This window comes from Bacteroides sp. 2_2_4 (assembly GCF_000157055.1).
GTDB lineage: Bacteria > Bacteroidota > Bacteroidia > Bacteroidales > Bacteroidaceae > Bacteroides > Bacteroides ovatus.
The window spans coordinates 75,214-93,257 of record NZ_EQ973366.1 but is presented as its reverse complement, the minus strand read 5'-3'; the positions used below and the strand labels follow the sequence as shown (position 1 = coordinate 93,257).

The window sequence follows — 18,044 nt, the reverse complement described above, 5'->3', positions numbered from 1 at the left end:
TTTTATAAATGAAACTTTCATTTATAAAAACGGAACTTGCATTTATAGTTTGAATCAGGTGAGGAATAAGTTTTCTATTAATGAAAAGGAACTTATCTATTAATAGTTCAGGAAAGAAATAGCTGTTCCTTTGAATGTGATAAGTGGTGAAAGATGAAAGATTGGGTGATAGATTGAAAAAGAACTGTCAATGGTTTGAAAGTACGATGAACAAAAGGATTTGTGACTTTCGGTGAAAGATGAAAGATATAAATAATATATTTATAATGAATGCTATCTTTTTGTTGTTGTGATTTGCAAAATAAAAAATGTCATGATAGACATGTTTTTCGCATCAATAGTTCTGTTTTTGGTCTGTTTAGACATGATTGGGGCTTTTGTAATTTTTTCTTGCTATATTATTCGTTATATTTGAGACTTGTAATGATGATGCGGTGAACTAGAATATGGAGAATATGTTTGTCCAGGTCTCTGAAATCGCCAATGAAAGGACTGCACAAGGACAACATTTTAGCAGCATGATATTTGTATCTGTTAAAAGCTAATACTGATTATCGTGCTGCTTTCTTATTTTATCAGATAAATGAAGAATTTATTCGCATAATTCTTTTTATGTTTCCGGTTTATTGTATATCAGGATTTTAACCTGTGGTGCTTACGAGGAGTTTGTTGCGTATACCAGTGATATGAAAAGACTGAACTTGATATGTTTTGTAATGAAGGTCATAAAAACAATAGATATTAATATTGATAACCATGATTAAAGCAACAGATTTTATTCATCCTGAGGATGCAGCTGCATTGAGGCAGTTGGAAAGTATTCCCGGATTCCCGACCCTAGTGAAAAAGTTAATGTCAATGGGATTGGAACAACTGCAATATGGCGTTAATATGGCGTCTGCAATTCGTTTATCACCGAGTCAATTGCCGAAACTGTATAATCGTCTGCCACCGATTTGTAAAAAGTTGGGTATTGAGCAACCGGAGTTCTATCTCTCTATGGATCCTAATCCTAACGCATGGACCTTTGGCGATACAAAGATTTTTATAACGATCACTTCCGGTTTGGTTGATATGATGACCGAAGAGGAGTTGGATGCAGTGATTGCCCATGAATGCGGGCATATCCTTTGTCATCATGTCTTGTATCATTCTATAGCTCATTATGTGATGGATGGTCTGGATTCGCTGGGCGTTTTGGGGAGTTTGGGAGCTCCTCTTCAATATGCGATTTTGTATTGGGAACGTAAAAGTGAGTTGTCCTGTGACAGAGCTGCCAGTATTGTGACTACTCCGGCCATAGTGGCAAGCACGATGGCTCGTCTATCCGGAGGTCCGACTTCTATAACAAAGAATATCGATATGGAGGAGTGGGCTAAACAGGCAGACCAATATGAGGCTATCCGTAATGACGGATTATGGAATAAGACATTGCAGGTAGCGGCAATAATGAATCAGAATCATCCGTTCTCGGCTGTGCGGGTTAAGGAAATCTTGAAATGGGGAAAAAGTTCTCAATATAAGACTATAGTAGATCATCTTTCGGCAGAAAAATCAGGCAAGGTATGCTCGAATTGCAAACAACCGATAGTGGATGGCTGGACCTATTGCAAACATTGTGGAAATAAACTTTAAATATAATAGCTTATGTTTTTTAATGAACAAGGAATGTTGAATTTAGACGAGGCGGTCATGAACCAGCCCACATTCAAGAAGATTATGGAAGATGGTATAGTTACTGAACAGGAGATCAAGGAACAGTCTGAAAGAATTGTTTCTATATTGAAGTCTATGGAAAAGAACTATACGGAAGAGCAACAGCGTGAAATTAAAGAATTGCTTGTTGAAGCCGGTGTGTTATTTACAACGAGCCAATATCATGCATTACAGTCATTACACTTTTAAAAATAGAATTATGGGAACATTTGCAACAAAAAAGATACTTCAGGGCAATCCTTCTTTGATTCCTGTTATTGCTGAACAAATAAAAACAGAATTTGCGGCCGAGCAGTTTGAGGTACAAATAGATAATTTATTAAGTGGTGGTGTTGATATTTCTATATCAAAGGGCGGTTTATTTAAAGCTGTACTTGGTTTGAAGTCTGCATTGAAAGTCAGCTTGATACCTAAAGATAATGCAATAGCGTTTGAGGCTGGGATAGGGATCTTTGGGCAACAAGCTATTCCTACTATCATTTCTATGCTATTCTTCTGGCCGGTACTTATCACGCAAATTTGGGGGATAGTACAACAGTCCAAACTTGATGATAAGGCGCTCGAAATAGCTGAAGAGGTGCTAAAAAATCGGGATTCTTTTACAACTCTGAATTTGGATATTAACGGTATGGTATTCTGTACGAACTGCGGATATCGGAATATCAAAGGTGCAAAATTTTGTTCGGAATGTGGACAGGCATTGTAAGGAGTTAAAAGCGATGGTTTTATTAAACCATCGCTTTTAATGAATAAAATAGTAAAGGCAAGTAGCAAGGACTATAAGAATAATAAAGGTAAGATTCTAGATAATTCTATAGTTATAATGAAAATGACATGAGTAAATTACGTTTGATAACAGCATTCCTTTTTGCCATCTTCATGGTATTGGGAGTTACAGCACAGGTTCATACCCAGAAGGGGATAGTCCGCAAGGTTACCCGTTCGGCTTCCGATCCTTTCATTCCGGTGCAGGGTGTACAAGTTATTGTGTCGGGGGAAGCTAATAAAGCAAGCGATAAGGACGGACGATTTTCGTTGAAGGTGAAGGTCACGGATAAGGCAGGTAGTTATACACTGACAGCCGTGCGTGTGCCACAAGGTTCCAAGTATATGTTGGCTTCGCCATCGAAAGGTAAACGACTATTTATATCTGCCAATGACTTGGAAGTCTCGTTGATAACACCAGAAGAAAAGGAGATGGAGTATAAGAAGCGGTATGAGTTACTGAAAGAAAAGTATGAAGAGCAGTCGTTATCTTTACGTAAACTACGCAATGAACTGAATAAGCATCTTGGAGAATTGAGCGAGTCGGATGTACATTATGCACGTCTGAAAGCGGAGTGTGATAGCATCCGCAAACTTTATCTTGACTACATCAACAATGAGGATAAGATAGATGAGGTTATCAAGGAACTAGCTGGAGAGCTGGCACTGACCGATTATCAGAGCTTGGACTCTTTGGAACTGAGAATCTATAAACTGAAAAAAAACGGAGAATGGAAGGCGCTTAATGACTTGATACGCGAGTCTATGCCCGGCGGAGCCGAGGAGGCCTGGAAGGTGATTGAACAACAGCAACGGAATGCGGACGCAAAAGTAGAACAAGCCAAGCTTGAATTAGCTAGAGGACTGTCAGAACAACAACGGTTGATACAACAACGCAGTCAATGGTTTGGGAAAATGGAGACTGCTATCGAATCATTCAAGATGCAGCATTTGAATGATTCGGTTTCGCATTATTATGAGATTCTCACGAAAGCTGCTCCAACAAATTGGGATTATTTGATTGCAGCGGGAAGGTTTGAAGAAGATTATATGGCTGATTACAATCGGGCTATGAATTATCAGTTGTCTGCATTGAATACAACAGACAATGATACATACAAAGCAACTAGTTACATTATAATAGGGGGAATATATGAGAAGCTAGATGACTATTCTAAAGCTTTGGAATGTTATGAAAAGTCTTTGAAGATTCGGCTATCTGTTTATGGCGAAAATGATGAAATTGTGGCTAATGATTATGAACGTATGGGACAGATATATTTCGCTCAAGATGACTGTTCTAAAGCTTTGGAATATTATGAAAAGTCTTTGAATATCTATTTGATGATTTACGGTGAGAACGCTTCATGGGGAATAGCCAATGTATCTATTGGTATGGGACGTGTATATTCAAATCAAGGAGATTACTCCAAAGCCTTGGTCTGTTTTGAAGGGGCCTTGAAAATATTTTTGTTGCTTAATGGAGATAACCACCCTGCTGTAGCTACAAGTTACAGTTATATAGGACAGATATATTTTGCTCAAAATGACTATTCTAAAGCTTTGGATTATTTTAAAAAGTCTTTGAAATTGGATTTGTCGTTTTTTGGTGAGAACCATCCTTCTGTAGCTTCCGGATATTATAATATTGGGTATGTGTATTTTGCTCAAGGGGATTACTCTAAGGCTTTGGAATATTTTGAGGAGGTTTTAAAGATTCGTTTGTCAGTTTATGGTGAAAATCATTCCCGAGTAGCTTCTGTTTACAATGATATAGGAGAAATATATTCCGTTCAAGGAGATGATTTCAAAGCTTTGGATTATTTTAAAAAGTCTTTGAAAATAGTTTTGTCAGTTTATGGTGAAAATCATTCTCAAGTATCTTCTATTTATGATCATATAGGAGAAGTATATTTTGCTCAAAAAGATTATTCTAAAGCCTTATATTATTTTGAAGAGTCTTTGAAAATCCGTTTGTCTCTTTTTGGTGAGAACCATCCTGAGGTAGCTTTGAGTTATTATAGTATAGGGAGTTTGTATATAATTCAAGGTGACAAATCCAAAGCTCTGAACTATTATGAGAAGTCCTTGAAAATCCGTTTGTCTGTTTATGGTGAAAATCATCCTTTGACAAAGGAAATTATGGATTTGATTAATGTTGCTAATAGTAAGGTATTACAATCTCCTGAAACAACAAAATAATTTATGAAAACTCATATTATATTAGGAACCATCACCGAAAAGATCTTTCGCTTTTGAGCGAGGAATGTCAGAAAACTATATTGTTCTTGAGTGTGCTGATGGAGGATAGAAACAAATATATTAATGTTTTTGATTTGAACAATAATATGATAGGCATGCAATTGCAGATATATCCCATGAATGTGTAGGAAAAAGAAAAAATAGTGGAATGTTATCAAATGTGGTTAATTTTAAATAGAAATCAGACGAAATGGCACACATTTTTTTTGCTTTTATTAGCTATCGTCATACGGACATTAAGGCGGCGAAGCGATTACAGTTTTTATTAGAATCGTACAATTTGCCGACAATGATTCAGAAAATGAAGCCGGAGGCACCTAAACGGTTTAAAGTCTTTCGTGATGCTGATGAACTGACGAGTGGTGTACTTAGTGACGAACTGCATCATAAATTGGATGAATCGAAATATCTGATTGTCATTTGTTCGCCGAATTCGGCACAATCGAAATATGTAGGGGAGGAGATTGCCTACTTCCGCTCGAAGGGACGCGAAAGAGAGATTATACCTTTTATCATTGACGGTATTCCTCATTCCAAAGATCGGGAATGTTTTCATGCTCAACTGACGTTAGGCGGATTGGAACTTTTGGGGATTGATGTGCAGGCGGAAAATTCAAGATTCCATGCGATACGTTTCCATCAAGCATTTATCCGTCTTGTGGCAAGAATGCTTGATGTGGACTTTGGCGTATTATGGAACCGTCGAAAGCATTTTCTCGTTAAGCTGGTCGCTTTGATGATTGTTGTTCTTTCCATTATCATCGGACTGGCAGTGAACGCAATTCATTCACGTCCTTTCGATTTAGCAGTGCAATTATCACAAACACCTTGCAAGGCTCTCCCACTTAGTGCCGATGAAACAGACAGTCTGTATCTGTTTCTAGGTGAAAATGATCTACGCACAGTGGTTCTAAAAGATTTGGATAATGCTGTTTTGTTTCCCAACATTCCGGGAAAGTATAAAGGACAGAATATGAGAATTGTTGCAAAGGCTTATGGTTGCTATGTGTTGGACACAATCGTATCTATTACTTCAAAGATGGCATTGCCTATTCAACGGAATCCTGAAACGTTTGGGCATATTCAATACTGTATTGTAGATAATGAAACGGAAAAGCAACTTATAGGTGTAACATTCGACTTTGGCTTTCTGAAAGTGAAAACGAACGATGAAGGTATACTCGATGTACTCATTCCAATAGACCGGCAGCAGGTGTCTTATCCGGTGAAAATTGATTATAACGGAATCTCTATGCATCTGACCTATTCTGGAGATTCATTGCAGGCGTCCGGTCATACTGGTCTTAGTACAATTTATGTTCAATATTGAGATATGAAAAATAGTGGTATAGAAACGTTTACTCATACTAAACTCACTAAAGCCGAATTATTCATAAATTTTATCCAAAAGAAGAGAAAAGAATAAAATAAACAAGAGACGTCGTAACAACCTATCCATAAAACGATTATATTTATTGCAGCGAGAGAGCACTTTAAGTAATGCTTAAGAGGAAAAACGAAAAGTAGTATATATACTATATATTTTCTATTATTAATTACTTAAACACATTTTTTATGGAAGCCAAGAAATCAAAAAAGGCTGCAATTGAGAATCAACGGGGTTCTTGGTTGTTGATGGGTTTGGTTGTTGCGCTAGCCTTCATGTTCGTTTCGTTCGAATGGACACAACATGATGTCAGAGTTGCAGCACTATCACCAGATGATGAATCCATCTTTGTAACAGAGCTAGTTCCAATCACATTCCCTGAAGAGAAACTGGAACCGCCTCCTCCTCCCGAAACTAAGGTAACAGAATTGTTCGAAATAGTGGAAAACAATATGGAGGTGACGGATAACGTTTCTACAGTGTCAGAGGATATGAATGCAGTTCATGATGTTATTTGGATACCCCCAGTGGTAGAAACAGAAACGGTAGTTGAAGACGTTATTCACGTAAGTGTTGAAGTCATGCCGGAGTTTATTGGAGGTACAGCTGCTTTAATGAAATATTTAAGTAGTAATATCAAATATCCAACGATTTCGCAGGAAACTGGTTCACAAGGAAAAGTCATTGTTCAGTTTGTTGTAGACAAAGACGGAACGATTTCCAATCCTGAAGTTGTGCGAGGGGTTGATCCTTATTTGGATAAAGAAGCTATCCGCGTGATAAGTTCTATGCCGAAATGGACTCCCGGAGTGCAAAATGGTAAGAAAGTACGAGTGAAATTTACTGTACCGGTATCATTCAGACTACAGTAGTAACTTGGAATAAATGAGTATGAGGGTCGGTTCTTTATGGGAACCGACCCTTTTTCAATAAAAAAATATATCTTTGTCGGGAGAATAAAAATACGAATGATTGTTTTATGAATCTTCTACTCTGTATAAAAAGACCTTTTATCTGGCTTTCCCGCTTTCGTTATCGTTGCGGATATGGCGTACATTCCCCTTTTGCTTTTAGTCTGATTACCGATGTGATTTATGAGAAGATGCCTTACTATGCCTATTCTTCTTTGAAAAAAGAACAGAAAAAGATGATAAGAGAGCGTGGGTGGACTAAAGGTTCTCAAAAGGTAAACCGTTTCCTGTTCCGGTTGGTGAACAGAGTACAGCCTGATACGATTATAGAAGTTGGGCGTCCTTCCTCCACAACCCTCTACTTACAGTCTGCTAAACCATCGGCTTCCTACCTTTTTGCTTCCGACTTGTCGGAACTGTTTCTGGATGCAGACACTTCAGTCGACTTTTTGTATCTGAATGACTACCGGAATCCCGACTTACTGGAAGAAGTCTTCCGGGTTTGTGCACATCGTGCCACTCCTAAAAGTGTATTTGTAGTCCATGGCATCTGCTATTCCAAAGAGATGAAAGCACTTTGGAAAAAGCTGCAGGCTGATGAAAGAGTAGGCATCACCTTTGACCTCTACGACGTCGGTTTACTATTTTTTGATAAAACGAAGATAAAACAGCAGTATATTGTCAACTTCTAAGAACCTTTGTACGTTTACCTTATAATAAGTAAAAAAGAAGATTATGAAAAAGAGCCTTGTATATACAAAGACCGGAGATAAAGGAACTACCAGTCTTGTCGGCGGAAGTCGCGTTCCAAAGACCCATATCCGTCTGGAAGCTTACGGAACTGTGGATGAACTAAATTCTCATCTAGGATGGTTGAATACCTATCTGCAAGATGAATCAGACCGTGATTTCATTTTGAGTATTCAGCATAAGCTATTTGCCATCGGTTCACATCTGGCCACCGACCAGGAAAAAACGCAACTGAAGGCTGCCAGCATCATAACTCCCGAAAACGTGGAGAATATTGAGCGGGAGATTGATAAGCTGGACGAACAACTGCCCGAACTTTGCGCTTTCATCATTCCCGGCGGGAGTCGTGGAGCAGCCGTTTGTCATGTTTGCCGTACTATTTGCAGGAGAGCCGAGAGACGTATTCTGGCTTTATCCGAAACTTGTACAATTTCTCCCGAAGTATTAGCATTTGTCAACAGATTATCAGATTATTTGTTTGTATTATCCCGAAAAATTAATTTTGATGAGCAAAATAATGAAATATTTTGGGATAATAGTTGGAAATGATAGATTTTATTATACTTTTGCCGAAAAATAGAAAACGAGACAAATTTAGTATTCATTTTAAATACTCAAGATTATGTATTGGACATTGGAACTAGCATCAAAACTTGAAGATGCTCCCTGGCCGGCAACCAAGGACGAATTGATTGATTATGCCATGCGTTCGGGTGCTCCTCTTGAAGTTATTGAGAATCTCCAAGAGATGGAAGATGAGGGCGAAATCTATGAGAGTATCGAAGATATTTGGCCGGATTATCCTAGTAAGGAGGATTTCTTCTTTAACGAGGAAGAGTATTGATTTAAAAAGACCGAACATATAAGAATACCCGATAACTGTTGTAAGAAGCTATCGGGTATTTTTTATTGTCATCTCGGTTTCTTGCTTTAGAATTAGAATACAGGCATCTGCCAGATAAATCCTACAGAAATACGGTTAGTACTGTAATTCTCCTGTCCCAGCACCTTGGCGCGGGAAGTGAAATCATACGAACGTCCTACGTAGGTAACAAAGAAGTGCAGATTGGTTTCCATCGGGTAATATTCGATACCGCCCAGATATCCCCAGGAGGTACGGTAATTTCCCTTTTCTATACCTTCGGACGCCTTGCCTACGGAAGCCGTCTCGTACATACCCTTCACAAAAACATTCCATTTCGGAAGAAAGCGGTAATTACACTTGGCAACAACCGAAAGATAGTTCGCATCAAAAGCATTATGACCGCCCGGACGACCTACGATACTGGTAATGATTCCCTTCCGGTCAATATCCTCTTTTGAATACATGAAATCGACAAAAGCATTCCATTTTCCAAGATTCAACTCGTTACCTAAAGCATAATAATACATATTGTGACTTTTGGCCTCGTTCATAACAGAAGCCGACCAACGGGTTTTAAATACATTATTGAAATTACCGTTCCAGTTTAATGTATAAACCAGTGGCATTTTGCCCGATTTCAGATCGGGGAGATTACCTTCGGCATCTTCTGTGATTCCGTAAGTATTATCGAAAGAACTGTTACGGCTGTTCAATATCTGCAGGTTAAGCTGCTGTTCGGGAGTAATGTTATAACCCACATTCAATCCGGTCATGAAATTACTCATGTAATCAATCATATCACTGTATTGATAGATGTCAATCGGATTCAGGTCGAACTCGATACCACCGTATGCGGCACATTGCTTTCCTGCAAAAAGACTAAACTGGTCATTCAGCTTGATACCGATTCCGGCATAGTCGATAGAAGTCGGGAGGTTATCAATCATGCCGTTTGCATCGTTCGAGCGGTTGAGGCGCTGACGATAGCGGTAAGACAGCCAGTTGTTGATATTTCCTTTGGCTTCGATACGAAGCTGGTGCATATTAAAGTCACCCTCCTGAAAACCATTCTGGAAATGAGCGTCAAAGCTCCCTTGCATATTCAGATAAAGATTGAATTTATCTGTTTTCTTTTTCACGTCTGTCAGCTCTTCAAACAGGGGAGTGTTCGGATTGAATTTCTCCTTTTTCTCTGTTTTTTGAGCATATATTCCCTGTATGCTACCCGCGAGGAGCAGCATGAATATCCATTTTTTCATAAGTAAGTCAGGTTTTTAGTATTCGTTGAAATATTGCTGAATCTGTTTCCAGTCTGTAGTTTTTGTTAGTGCAAGCATTAACAAAACACGAGATTTCTGCGGGTTCAGTTCCTGCGAAGCCACAAACTGATATTTGGCGTCGTCCACCTCTGCATCCAGTGTGGTGGGTCCGGTCGGGACACGGGAAGAACGAACGACAAGAATACCTTTTTGGCGGGCATCCGTCAGTACCGGGAAGATGTTCTGGTGAATATTTCCGTTTCCTACTCCTGCGTGGATGATGCCTTTGTACCCGTTGCTAAGCATCGGAGTTACCATATCGGCCTCAATGTTGGAATAGCTGTACACGATACCTACTTTAGGAAGCGCGTTCAGATGAGTGACATCAAAAACGGACTGGGTAGTATGTTTCTTTAGCGTTACTTGGTTGTAGAACACTTTTCCGTTCAGTACATAACCCAGTGCGCCGGAGTTGGGAGCCTGGAAAGTTTGTACATCGACCGTATTCATTTTAACCGTGCTCTGCGCTCCGAGGATCAGGCCGTTCATGGCAACCAATACCCCTTTGTCTTTCGATTCTTTTGCGGCTGCGGTAACAACGGCATTGTAAAGGTTCAACGGGCCGTCGGCACTTAGAGCGGTAGACGGACGCATGGCGCCTACTAATACCACCGGTTTGTCACTCTTGACAGTCAGATTCAGGAAGTAAGCAGTTTCCTCCATGGTGTCTGTTCCGTGAGTAATCACGATGCCGTCAATGTCCGGGCGTTTCAGTAGTTCATTGATTTTCTTGGCAAGCGTCAACCAAACCTGGTCGTTCATGTCCTGCGAACCGATTTTGACAATCTGTTCTCCGGTTACGTTGGCGATGTCTTTAATTTCGGGTACAGCATCGAGCAGTGCGCCGATGGCAACTTGTCCTGCCGTATAACTGGTTCCGGTAGCCGAGCTTCCCGTACCTGCGATGGTTCCTCCCGTAGCAAGAATATGAATATTCGGTTTTGCGGCGAATGCCATAGTTACGGAAAACAGTAGTGTGACTACTACCAGTCCAAAGCTTTTGAATTGTTTCATAACTGAATGATGTTTAGGTTAATAATATGATCTATTAGAATATTTGTATAAAAAGCAAACCTAGTGCAATAGCCACAACGGTCGATACCAGACCGGGCATCATGAACGAATGATTCAACACATATTTGCCGATTTTTGTTGTCCCGGTACGGTCGAAATTAATCGCAGCCACCACGGTAGGATAATTCGGAATAAAGAAATATCCGTTCACGGCCGGGAATAAAGCGATCAGCATATAAGGAGAAATCCCTAACGCAATGCCCAGAGGGACGAGTGCCCGTACAGTGGCAGCCTGGCTATATAGCAGGATAGACATCACAAACAGGGCGACACCGAACAACCACGGCATTTGTTGCACAATTCCCTGGATAGAGAGAGTCAGCTGTCCCATATTTCCCTGAAGAAAGGTATCTCCCATCCAGGCAATACCGAAGATGGCAATCACCGCCTGCATACCTGCCGGAAATACAGAACCTTGCGTTGCTTTGATCCCGTCTGTCTTCGTTACTAGCAGGATAATTGCGGCAGCCGACAACATCACGATTTCGATGATAGAAGACATTCCCAAGGTGACAATTTCCCCATCAATCAGGAAACTGGGGCGCATTCCTTCAAAAGAACCGAAAAGCACGATAAAAGCAGTTGCCAATATAAAGATGATAACAGAAATCATTGCCGAACGTTTGTTCTTGGCACTTTTAATCTCCACCTTTTTATTGTTGAATAAACCTTCTTTCAATCTTTTCTGATACTCGGGATCTTCCACCAGTTCCTTACCGATTCTCATGGAAAACAAGGCGCCTACCAACACTCCAATGATGGTGGCGGGAATCGTAATTTTGAGAATGTCGAACAGGGTAATGTCGAATCCGGCTAAAAGTCCGAGAAGTGCCACGGTAGCGGCAGAGATCGGACTTGCCGTAATGGCCTGCTGGGAAGCGATGACGGCAATACCTAACGGACGTTCCGGACGGATTTTTGTTTCGGTGGCAACCTCTGCAATTACCGGCAGTACGGAATAAGCCACGTGTCCGGTTCCGGCTACAAAAGTAAAGAGGTAAGTCACCAGCGGACTAAGCAGAGTGACGTGTGAAGGATTTTTACGAAGCAAATGTTCTGCCAGTTTCACCATATAGTCCAAACCTCCGGCCGCCTGCATACAGGAAGCGGCAGAGATTACGGCGGCAATCATTAACATAACGTCGATGGGAGGCGCAGTGGGTTGTAAACCAAAAACGAACGTGAGTATTGCCAACCCTACGCCTCCCATTACGCCAAGTCCGATACCTCCCAGGCGTGCGCCAATAATAATGGCTGTCAGAACAAATGCTAATTGTAATATCATAGATTGCTGTTTTAAATTCAAAAACAAAGATAAGCGATTCTTCTCTTTGTATTTTCTTTTTCTTCTATTTACAACAAAAAAGTCTTTGAATAGTTTTTGCATATTTATTAAAACAATAACATCGTTGGTTGGTTATTATAAGAACTAACGAAAACGTTATTACTATAAAACAACCGATATGGAACAAAATTTATCAAAAAAAACTCGTACAGAGAGTGACCTGATAGGTAGTCGTGAAGTGCCGGAAAGTGCACTTTATGGAGTACAGACACTCCGTGGCATTGAAAACTTTCGCATCAGCAAGTTTCATTTGAATGAATATCCTTTGTTCATTCAGGCATTGGCTATTACGAAGATGGGAGCCACCGTTGCCAACCGTGAACTGGACTTATTGACTGAAGAACAAGCGGATGCTATCTTGAGAGCCTGTAAAGAAATACTCGAAGGAAAGCATCACGAGCAGTTCCCCGTAGATATGATTCAGGGAGGAGCCGGTACGACCACCAACATGAATGCCAATGAAGTGATTGCCAACCGGGCATTGGAACTGATGGGGCATCAGCGGGGAGAATATCAATTCTGTTCGCCTAACGATCACGTCAACCGTTCACAATCTACCAACGATGCTTATCCTACAGCCATTCACATTGGACTGTATTATACTCATTTGAAATTGGTTAAGCATTTGGAGGTTCTGATCGAGTCTTTCCGGAAGAAAGCGAATGAGTTTGCACATGTCATCAAAATGGGGCGTACCCAATTGGAAGATGCCGTACCGATGACTCTTGGGCAAACTTTTAATGGCTTTGCAAGTATTTTGTCACATGAAATAAAGAACCTTGATTTTGCTGCACAGGATTTTCTGGCAGTCAATATGGGAGCAACAGCCATTGGAACAGGAATCACTGCCGAACCGGAATATGCGGAGAAGTGCATTGCCGCTTTGCGCAAGATTACGGGATTGGATATCAAACTAGCAGACGATTTGGTGGGAGCTACTTCGGACACTTCCTGCATGGTAGGTTATTCGGGAGTGATGAGGCGTATTGCTGTTAAAATGAATAAGATATGTAACGACTTGCGGTTGCTGGCTTCCGGTCCGCGTTGTGGATTGGGAGAAATCAATCTGCCGGCAATGCAGCCGGGCTCATCCATCATGCCCGGAAAAGTGAATCCGGTGATTCCTGAAGTGATGAACCAGGTGGCCTACAAGGTAATAGGAAATGACCTTTGTGTGGCCATGAGCGGTGAAGCAGCTCAAATGGAACTGAATGCAATGGAGCCGGTGATGGCACAATGCTGTTTCGAGTCTGCCGATTTGTTGATGAATGGTTTTGACACTTTGCGCACCTTATGCATCGACGGCATTACGGCTAATGAAGAAAAATGCCGGAGAGATGTGCATAACAGCATTGGAGTAGTGACAGCCCTGAATCCGGTGATCGGATATAAGAACTCTACTAAAATAGCCAAAGAAGCATTGGAAACAGGGAAGGGAGTTTATGAACTTGTTTTGGAACATAACATTCTTTCCAAGGAAGACCTGGATACTATCTTAAAACCGGAAAATATGATTAAACCGGTGAAGTTGGACATTCACCCGAATCGTTGATTGATATATAGTAAGTGGAGATTGGTTTAAGATGAGATATCGCCGGGCAAATCATTGATCTGTTCCGGCGATTTTTGATTATTTATTACTTTGACCTTATACGGGAATAATTGCTAATTCATCCGGCGAAATGGTTATTGTTTATTACTTCGAAAGCGACGAACTTTGCAATATCATTCGTTGTTAACCTAATAAGCAAGTCTTGAACCCATTAAAAGTTATATAGATATGAATGCATTTGATGTTATTATTATCGGTTTCGGTAAGGGAGGAAAGACCCTTGCGGCAGAGTTTGCAAAACGTGGGCGGAAAGTTGCCATTGTTGAACGTTCTGATAAAATGTATGGAGGGACGTGTATCAATATCGGATGTATTCCGACAAAGACGCTAGTTCATCAGGCTAAAATTGCTTCCGGCATGAAGAATTCGACGTTTGAAGAAAGAAGAGAGTTTTATCGCAATGCTATTGCTGTGAAGGAGTCTGTGACAAGTGCGTTGAGAGATAAGAATTACCATAATCTGGCAGATCATCCTAATGTAACAGTTTATACAGGTGTAGGTTCTTTTGTATCTGCCGATGTGGTTTCCGTCCGTACATCTACTGAAGAAATATGGTTAACATCAAAGCAAATAATTATCAACACCGGAGCGGAAACAATTATTCCGCCTATTGAAGGAATTGCGGACAATTCTTTGGTTTATACCAGTACTTCAATCATGGAATTAACCGATCTTCCCCGTCGGCTGGTTATTGTTGGCGGCGGTTATATTGGTTTAGAGTTTGCGTCTATGTATGCTTCGTTCGGTTCGCAGGTGACGGTGCTTGAGAGTTATCCGGAACTAATTGCTCGTGAAGATCGTGACATTGCTGCAAGTGTAAAGGAAACATTGGAGAAAAAAGGTATTGTTTTTCGGATGAACGTGAAGGTACAATCTGTGCGGCATGTTGAAAATAGGGCTGTCGTTGTTTTTTCTGACTCACAAACAGGTGAAGCGTTCGGACTTGAAGCTGATGCTGTCTTGTTGGCTACGGGGCGCAAACCCAATACGAAAGATCTTAATCTGGAAGTTGCCGGAGTGGAGACGGACGCACGTGGAGCGATCATTGTGGATGAATATCTGAAAACAACTAATCCGAATATACGTGCCGTGGGTGATGTGAAAGGTGGTTTGCAGTTCACTTATATTTCATTGGATGATTATCGGATTATCTGTGAAGATTTGTTTGGAGATAAGGAGCGGAAAACAAGTGACCGTAATCCGGTTGCTTACTCCGTATTTATTGATCCTCCAATGGCGCGTATCGGATTGAATGAGGATGAGGCTCGTAAGCAGGATTTGGATGTGATTATCAAGAAATTGCCTGTTATGGCGATACCGAGAGCAAAGACATTGGGAGAGACGGACGGTCTGTTGAAAGCTGTCATTGATAAGAATACGGGAAAAATAGTAGGTTGTATGCTGTTTGCGCCTGATGCCGGCGAAGTCATCAATATAGTTGCCATGGCAATGAAAACAGGTCAGGATTATACTTTCCTGCGTGATTTCATCTTTACTCATCCCAGCATGAGCGAAGCGTTGAATGATTTGTTCTCATAGAGTAGTAAGAATACGTCTTTCTAGTCGCATACGCTGTGTGTGGATCATCCTGATTTCAGTTGTCGGGTAAGTTGTGTTTTCCTCGTGATTACTGGTTGGCTAATTTCCGGTCAGCAGCTTAAATTTGTTTTATAGCTTCAAATAATTTGTTTAGAGGCTTGAAACAATCTGTTCGCAGGCTTGAAACTAAAGTTTCCCCTATGGGGGAACAATGGTTTCCTTACGGGGAAACTATAGTCTCTCACCGGGAAACTGTTAGTATCATTATATGAAACTGTCATTCGTCCTATTGGAAACTGGAACTTTCCTAATGGATAAGCCATTTGCAATCTTATTATGGTATGATGCTTTCATCTGTATCTATACGCTCGTTTCACCTGTTGTTTCAGATGATATTAAACCATTGATCAGGTATTATCACTCCATTTCCCATGTGTTAATACCTGATTTTTCAACTATTAATGGCTGAAGTCTACAGTGTTAATACTTGAGGTGATAGCTGTTAATACTTCTTGCGGAAATAATTAATGTTCAGTATATCAGATGATAACAGTTTGTTGTAGGTGCAGATTAGTGGAAGCGCTTACGTGATGGCAGGGTGAGGGTAAAAGTTACCCTCACCCTGCCATCATTTTTTTACCCTCACACCTGTAATGCCGATGAATAAAGGGATTGAACCAATGGGTGAGGGTGTGAGGGTAAAAACTGCTATAACTTTTATTTGTGAGAAATATTTCCATAATCAAGAACGAGAAGTAGAGCCGTCTTTTGTCAGATTCATTTTAATACATAACTTCCAGTATTTATTTCCATATTTCGACTGCGTTTCAAAAAAAACATATATCTTTGCCGTACGCTTTCAGCCCATCAGCGTGATGGAATAGGCAGAAGGCGGTTTTTATTTCCATTATGGAGTAAAAGCGTATTATCTCTCGATCTTAGAAATAGCCAATCCAAACAAAGAGAGATGATACGGTAGATACTCCACGTGAACGGATGTATATCAACATATTCGTAAGAGATGTGTTATATATAAACGATTGACGTGGGTGTCTGCTGTTATCATTATCTTTTGTGCGGGTGTAGCTAGCCTTAAGATCGGATAATGGTACAGCAGCATCTGCGTCTTTCTTGTATTCGGCCGGTAATAAATTGCCCCAATTTAACCTAGCCAATCCCCACCCGGCAGACTGCAAAAAAGCGTGGATGCCCGTTGTGCTAATATACATGAATAAAATATTATTCATCCCTTATTTGTATCACACATGAAAAAACAAACGCTATGGCACAATGGATTAGTATAGAAGAGGCAGCCGCAAAGTACGGATTCGAGACAGAATATATCTGGGTCTTGATAGAGATGCGAGAAATCACTGTGGACTACGAAAGGTCGGGCATCGACATCATCAGTGATGACAGTGTTCAGGAGTTTATGAGTCGAAATGAAAAAGGGGCTACCTTGATGTATATCGAAAAACTGGAACGATATTGCATAGATAAATCAAAACTTTGTTCAATATACCTATCACTTTTAGGAAAACAGGACAAAGAAATCACAAGATATAAAGCAGCCGGAATCCTCTATGATACCTTACAAATCAAATGGCTGAAACAATGTGACCGGTTGCGGAAGTTGGAAAAAGAACTCGTCTTGGGGCAGACTACTTGCTGTACCTGTTGGCTGAAAAGAATCTGTATGAAAATCAGGAAGTAAAATCGGATTAATTCAATACTTATTTGCTAAAATATCAATTGCTTCATAACCGTACCAATTAGATAAAATCGAACTTATAAGAAATTCTTATTAGTTCGTCAGGAGGGACAACGACGTCTTTAAATGAACAAACAACCAATAATTTGTGTTTATTTAATCTAAATATATATCTTTGTCCCGAATTATAAACACGTAAATTTATGAAAAAGATTTTTGGTGCTTTAATGATTGCTATATGTATAGCTATGGCAATGCCTGCTCAGGCGCAGATACACTTTGGTGTAAAGGGAGGTTTGAACTTGTCAAAGGCGAGTTTCTCTAATGTGAGCGAAAACTTTAAAAAGGATAATTTCACAGGTTTCTTTATCGGTCCGATGGCCGAGTTTAATATTCCAATCGTAGGGTTGGGAGTAGATGCATCTTTGCTTTTTGCTCAACGGGGTATCAAAGTTTCAGAAGGGAATGATGATATTACTGTTAAACAAAACGGTATTGATATTCCTGTAAACCTGAAATATACCATTGGCTTGGGAAGTCTGGCGGGTATTTATCTGGCTGCAGGTCCTGACTTTTATTTCGATTTTGAAAAGAAATCGGGAATTGATAAGAAGAAAGCTGAAGTAGGTATCAATGTGGGTGCCGGTTTGAAGTTGCTGAACCATTTGCAGGTGGGTGCTAATTACAATATCCCATTGGGTAATACTGCTGATATTGAAGGAACAAATGCTTCTTATAAGACTAAGACTTGGCAAGTATCTGTGGCCTATATTTTTTAAGTAGTCTAT

At 40.3% G+C, this 18,044-nt stretch carries 16 protein-coding genes; 13 read left to right on the top strand and 3 right to left on the bottom strand.

The annotated features are described in order from the left end of the window. Positions 1-756: 756 nt before the first annotated feature. The 9 genes from BSCG_RS05965 to BSCG_RS06005 all read left to right on the top strand — a co-directional run bounded on the left by BSCG_RS05965 (position 757) and on the right by BSCG_RS06005 (position 8,635). Positions 757-1,635 carry a M48 family metallopeptidase gene (locus BSCG_RS05965; RefSeq protein ID WP_004302379.1) on the top strand — a complete coding sequence of 293 codons (879 nt, stop codon included), beginning with the start codon at positions 757-759 and terminating at the stop codon, positions 1,633-1,635. 12 nt (positions 1,636-1,647) lie between these two features. Then, entirely contained in the window at positions 1,648-1,905 is a 258-nt protein-coding gene (locus tag BSCG_RS05970) for a hypothetical protein (protein ID WP_004302378.1), read from the top strand. Between the two features lie 10 nt (positions 1,906-1,915). Beyond that, complete coding sequence (locus tag BSCG_RS05975; protein WP_004302377.1) at positions 1,916-2,422, top strand: zinc ribbon domain-containing protein; 507 nt, start codon at positions 1,916-1,918, stop codon at positions 2,420-2,422. 128 nt (positions 2,423-2,550) lie between these two features. Next, positions 2,551-4,683, top strand: coding sequence for a tetratricopeptide repeat protein (locus tag BSCG_RS05980; protein WP_008776922.1), 2,133 nt, complete (start codon positions 2,551-2,553; stop codon positions 4,681-4,683). Between the two features lie 250 nt (positions 4,684-4,933). After that, positions 4,934-6,073 (top strand): toll/interleukin-1 receptor domain-containing protein, encoded by a 1,140-nt coding sequence (locus BSCG_RS05985; RefSeq protein WP_008776921.1) that lies wholly within the window; start codon positions 4,934-4,936, stop codon positions 6,071-6,073. Positions 6,074-6,318: 245 nt separating this feature from the next. Further along, entirely contained in the window at positions 6,319-7,002 is a 684-nt protein-coding gene (locus BSCG_RS05990) for an energy transducer TonB (protein ID WP_004302368.1), read from the top strand. Positions 7,003-7,109: 107 nt separating this feature from the next. Next, positions 7,110-7,733 (top strand): hypothetical protein, encoded by a 624-nt coding sequence (locus BSCG_RS05995; RefSeq protein ID WP_004302367.1) that lies wholly within the window; start codon positions 7,110-7,112, stop codon positions 7,731-7,733. Between the two features lie 43 nt (positions 7,734-7,776). Then, positions 7,777-8,340: a cob(I)yrinic acid a,c-diamide adenosyltransferase gene (locus BSCG_RS06000; protein WP_004302366.1), complete on the top strand. Its 564-nt coding sequence runs from the start codon at positions 7,777-7,779 to the stop codon at positions 8,338-8,340. Between the two features lie 73 nt (positions 8,341-8,413). Next, positions 8,414-8,635, top strand: a complete 222-nt coding sequence (locus BSCG_RS06005; RefSeq protein ID WP_002558131.1) for a DUF2795 domain-containing protein — start codon at positions 8,414-8,416, stop codon at positions 8,633-8,635. A 92-nt stretch (positions 8,636-8,727) separates the two neighbouring features. Here the strand turns inward: BSCG_RS06005 and BSCG_RS06010 are convergent, their stop codons facing one another. From BSCG_RS06010 to BSCG_RS06020, 3 genes are read right to left on the bottom strand one after another with little or no spacing between them, the layout of a single operon-like run. Next, entirely contained in the window at positions 8,728-9,915 is a 1,188-nt protein-coding gene (locus BSCG_RS06010; protein ID WP_004296387.1) for a porin, read from the bottom strand. Positions 9,916-9,930: 15 nt separating this feature from the next. Next, a complete protein-coding gene (gene ansB, locus BSCG_RS06015; RefSeq protein ID WP_004296386.1) occupies positions 9,931-10,989 on the bottom strand; it encodes an L-asparaginase 2 in 1,059 nt (352 codons plus the stop codon). A 34-nt stretch (positions 10,990-11,023) separates the two neighbouring features. Beyond that, positions 11,024-12,334, bottom strand: coding sequence for an anaerobic C4-dicarboxylate transporter family protein (locus tag BSCG_RS06020; protein ID WP_008776920.1), 1,311 nt, complete (start codon positions 12,332-12,334; stop codon positions 11,024-11,026). A 178-nt stretch (positions 12,335-12,512) separates the two neighbouring features. Here BSCG_RS06020 and BSCG_RS06025 point away from each other — a divergent pair, with 178 nt between their 5' ends. From BSCG_RS06025 to BSCG_RS06045, 4 genes are all read left to right on the top strand, one after another. Beyond that, positions 12,513-13,946 (top strand): aspartate ammonia-lyase, encoded by a 1,434-nt coding sequence (locus tag BSCG_RS06025; protein WP_008776919.1) that lies wholly within the window; start codon positions 12,513-12,515, stop codon positions 13,944-13,946. A 228-nt stretch (positions 13,947-14,174) separates the two neighbouring features. Further along, positions 14,175-15,545, top strand: coding sequence for an FAD-dependent oxidoreductase (locus BSCG_RS06030; protein ID WP_004310905.1), 1,371 nt, complete (start codon positions 14,175-14,177; stop codon positions 15,543-15,545). A gap of 1,282 nt (positions 15,546-16,827) precedes the next feature. Further along, entirely contained in the window at positions 16,828-17,259 is a 432-nt protein-coding gene (locus BSCG_RS06040; protein ID WP_004310904.1) for a hypothetical protein, read from the top strand. Positions 17,260-17,459: 200 nt separating this feature from the next. Next, complete coding sequence (locus BSCG_RS06045; protein WP_004296378.1) at positions 17,460-18,035, top strand: porin family protein; 576 nt, start codon at positions 17,460-17,462, stop codon at positions 18,033-18,035. Positions 18,036-18,044: the final 9 nt, after the last annotated feature.

What these genes read in the sequence shown, in the direction of transcription:
- BSCG_RS06045 (WP_004296378.1), top strand. Translation starts at nt 17,460, where the DNA reads ATGAAAAAGATTTTTGGTGCTTTAATGATTGCTATATGTATAGCTATG.
- BSCG_RS06040 (WP_004310904.1), top strand. Translation starts at nt 16,828, where the DNA reads ATGGCACAATGGATTAGTATAGAAGAGGCAGCCGCAAAGTACGGATTC.
- BSCG_RS05985 (WP_008776921.1), top strand. Translation starts at nt 4,934, where the DNA reads ATGGCACACATTTTTTTTGCTTTTATTAGCTATCGTCATACGGACATT.
- BSCG_RS05975 (WP_004302377.1), top strand. Translation starts at nt 1,916, where the DNA reads ATGGGAACATTTGCAACAAAAAAGATACTTCAGGGCAATCCTTCTTTG.
- BSCG_RS05995 (WP_004302367.1), top strand. Translation starts at nt 7,110, where the DNA reads ATGAATCTTCTACTCTGTATAAAAAGACCTTTTATCTGGCTTTCCCGC.
- BSCG_RS05965 (WP_004302379.1), top strand. Translation starts at nt 757, where the DNA reads ATGATTAAAGCAACAGATTTTATTCATCCTGAGGATGCAGCTGCATTG.
- BSCG_RS06010 (WP_004296387.1), bottom strand. Translation starts at nt 9,915, where the DNA reads ATGAAAAAATGGATATTCATGCTGCTCCTCGCGGGTAGCATACAGGGA.
- BSCG_RS05970 (WP_004302378.1), top strand. Translation starts at nt 1,648, where the DNA reads ATGTTTTTTAATGAACAAGGAATGTTGAATTTAGACGAGGCGGTCATG.
- BSCG_RS05980 (WP_008776922.1), top strand. Translation starts at nt 2,551, where the DNA reads ATGAGTAAATTACGTTTGATAACAGCATTCCTTTTTGCCATCTTCATG.
- BSCG_RS06020 (WP_008776920.1), bottom strand. Translation starts at nt 12,334, where the DNA reads ATGATATTACAATTAGCATTTGTTCTGACAGCCATTATTATTGGCGCA.
- ansB (WP_004296386.1), bottom strand. Translation starts at nt 10,989, where the DNA reads ATGAAACAATTCAAAAGCTTTGGACTGGTAGTAGTCACACTACTGTTT.
- BSCG_RS06005 (WP_002558131.1), top strand. Translation starts at nt 8,414, where the DNA reads ATGTATTGGACATTGGAACTAGCATCAAAACTTGAAGATGCTCCCTGG.
- BSCG_RS06000 (WP_004302366.1), top strand. Translation starts at nt 7,777, where the DNA reads ATGAAAAAGAGCCTTGTATATACAAAGACCGGAGATAAAGGAACTACC.
- BSCG_RS05990 (WP_004302368.1), top strand. Translation starts at nt 6,319, where the DNA reads ATGGAAGCCAAGAAATCAAAAAAGGCTGCAATTGAGAATCAACGGGGT.
- BSCG_RS06025 (WP_008776919.1), top strand. Translation starts at nt 12,513, where the DNA reads ATGGAACAAAATTTATCAAAAAAAACTCGTACAGAGAGTGACCTGATA.
- BSCG_RS06030 (WP_004310905.1), top strand. Translation starts at nt 14,175, where the DNA reads ATGAATGCATTTGATGTTATTATTATCGGTTTCGGTAAGGGAGGAAAG.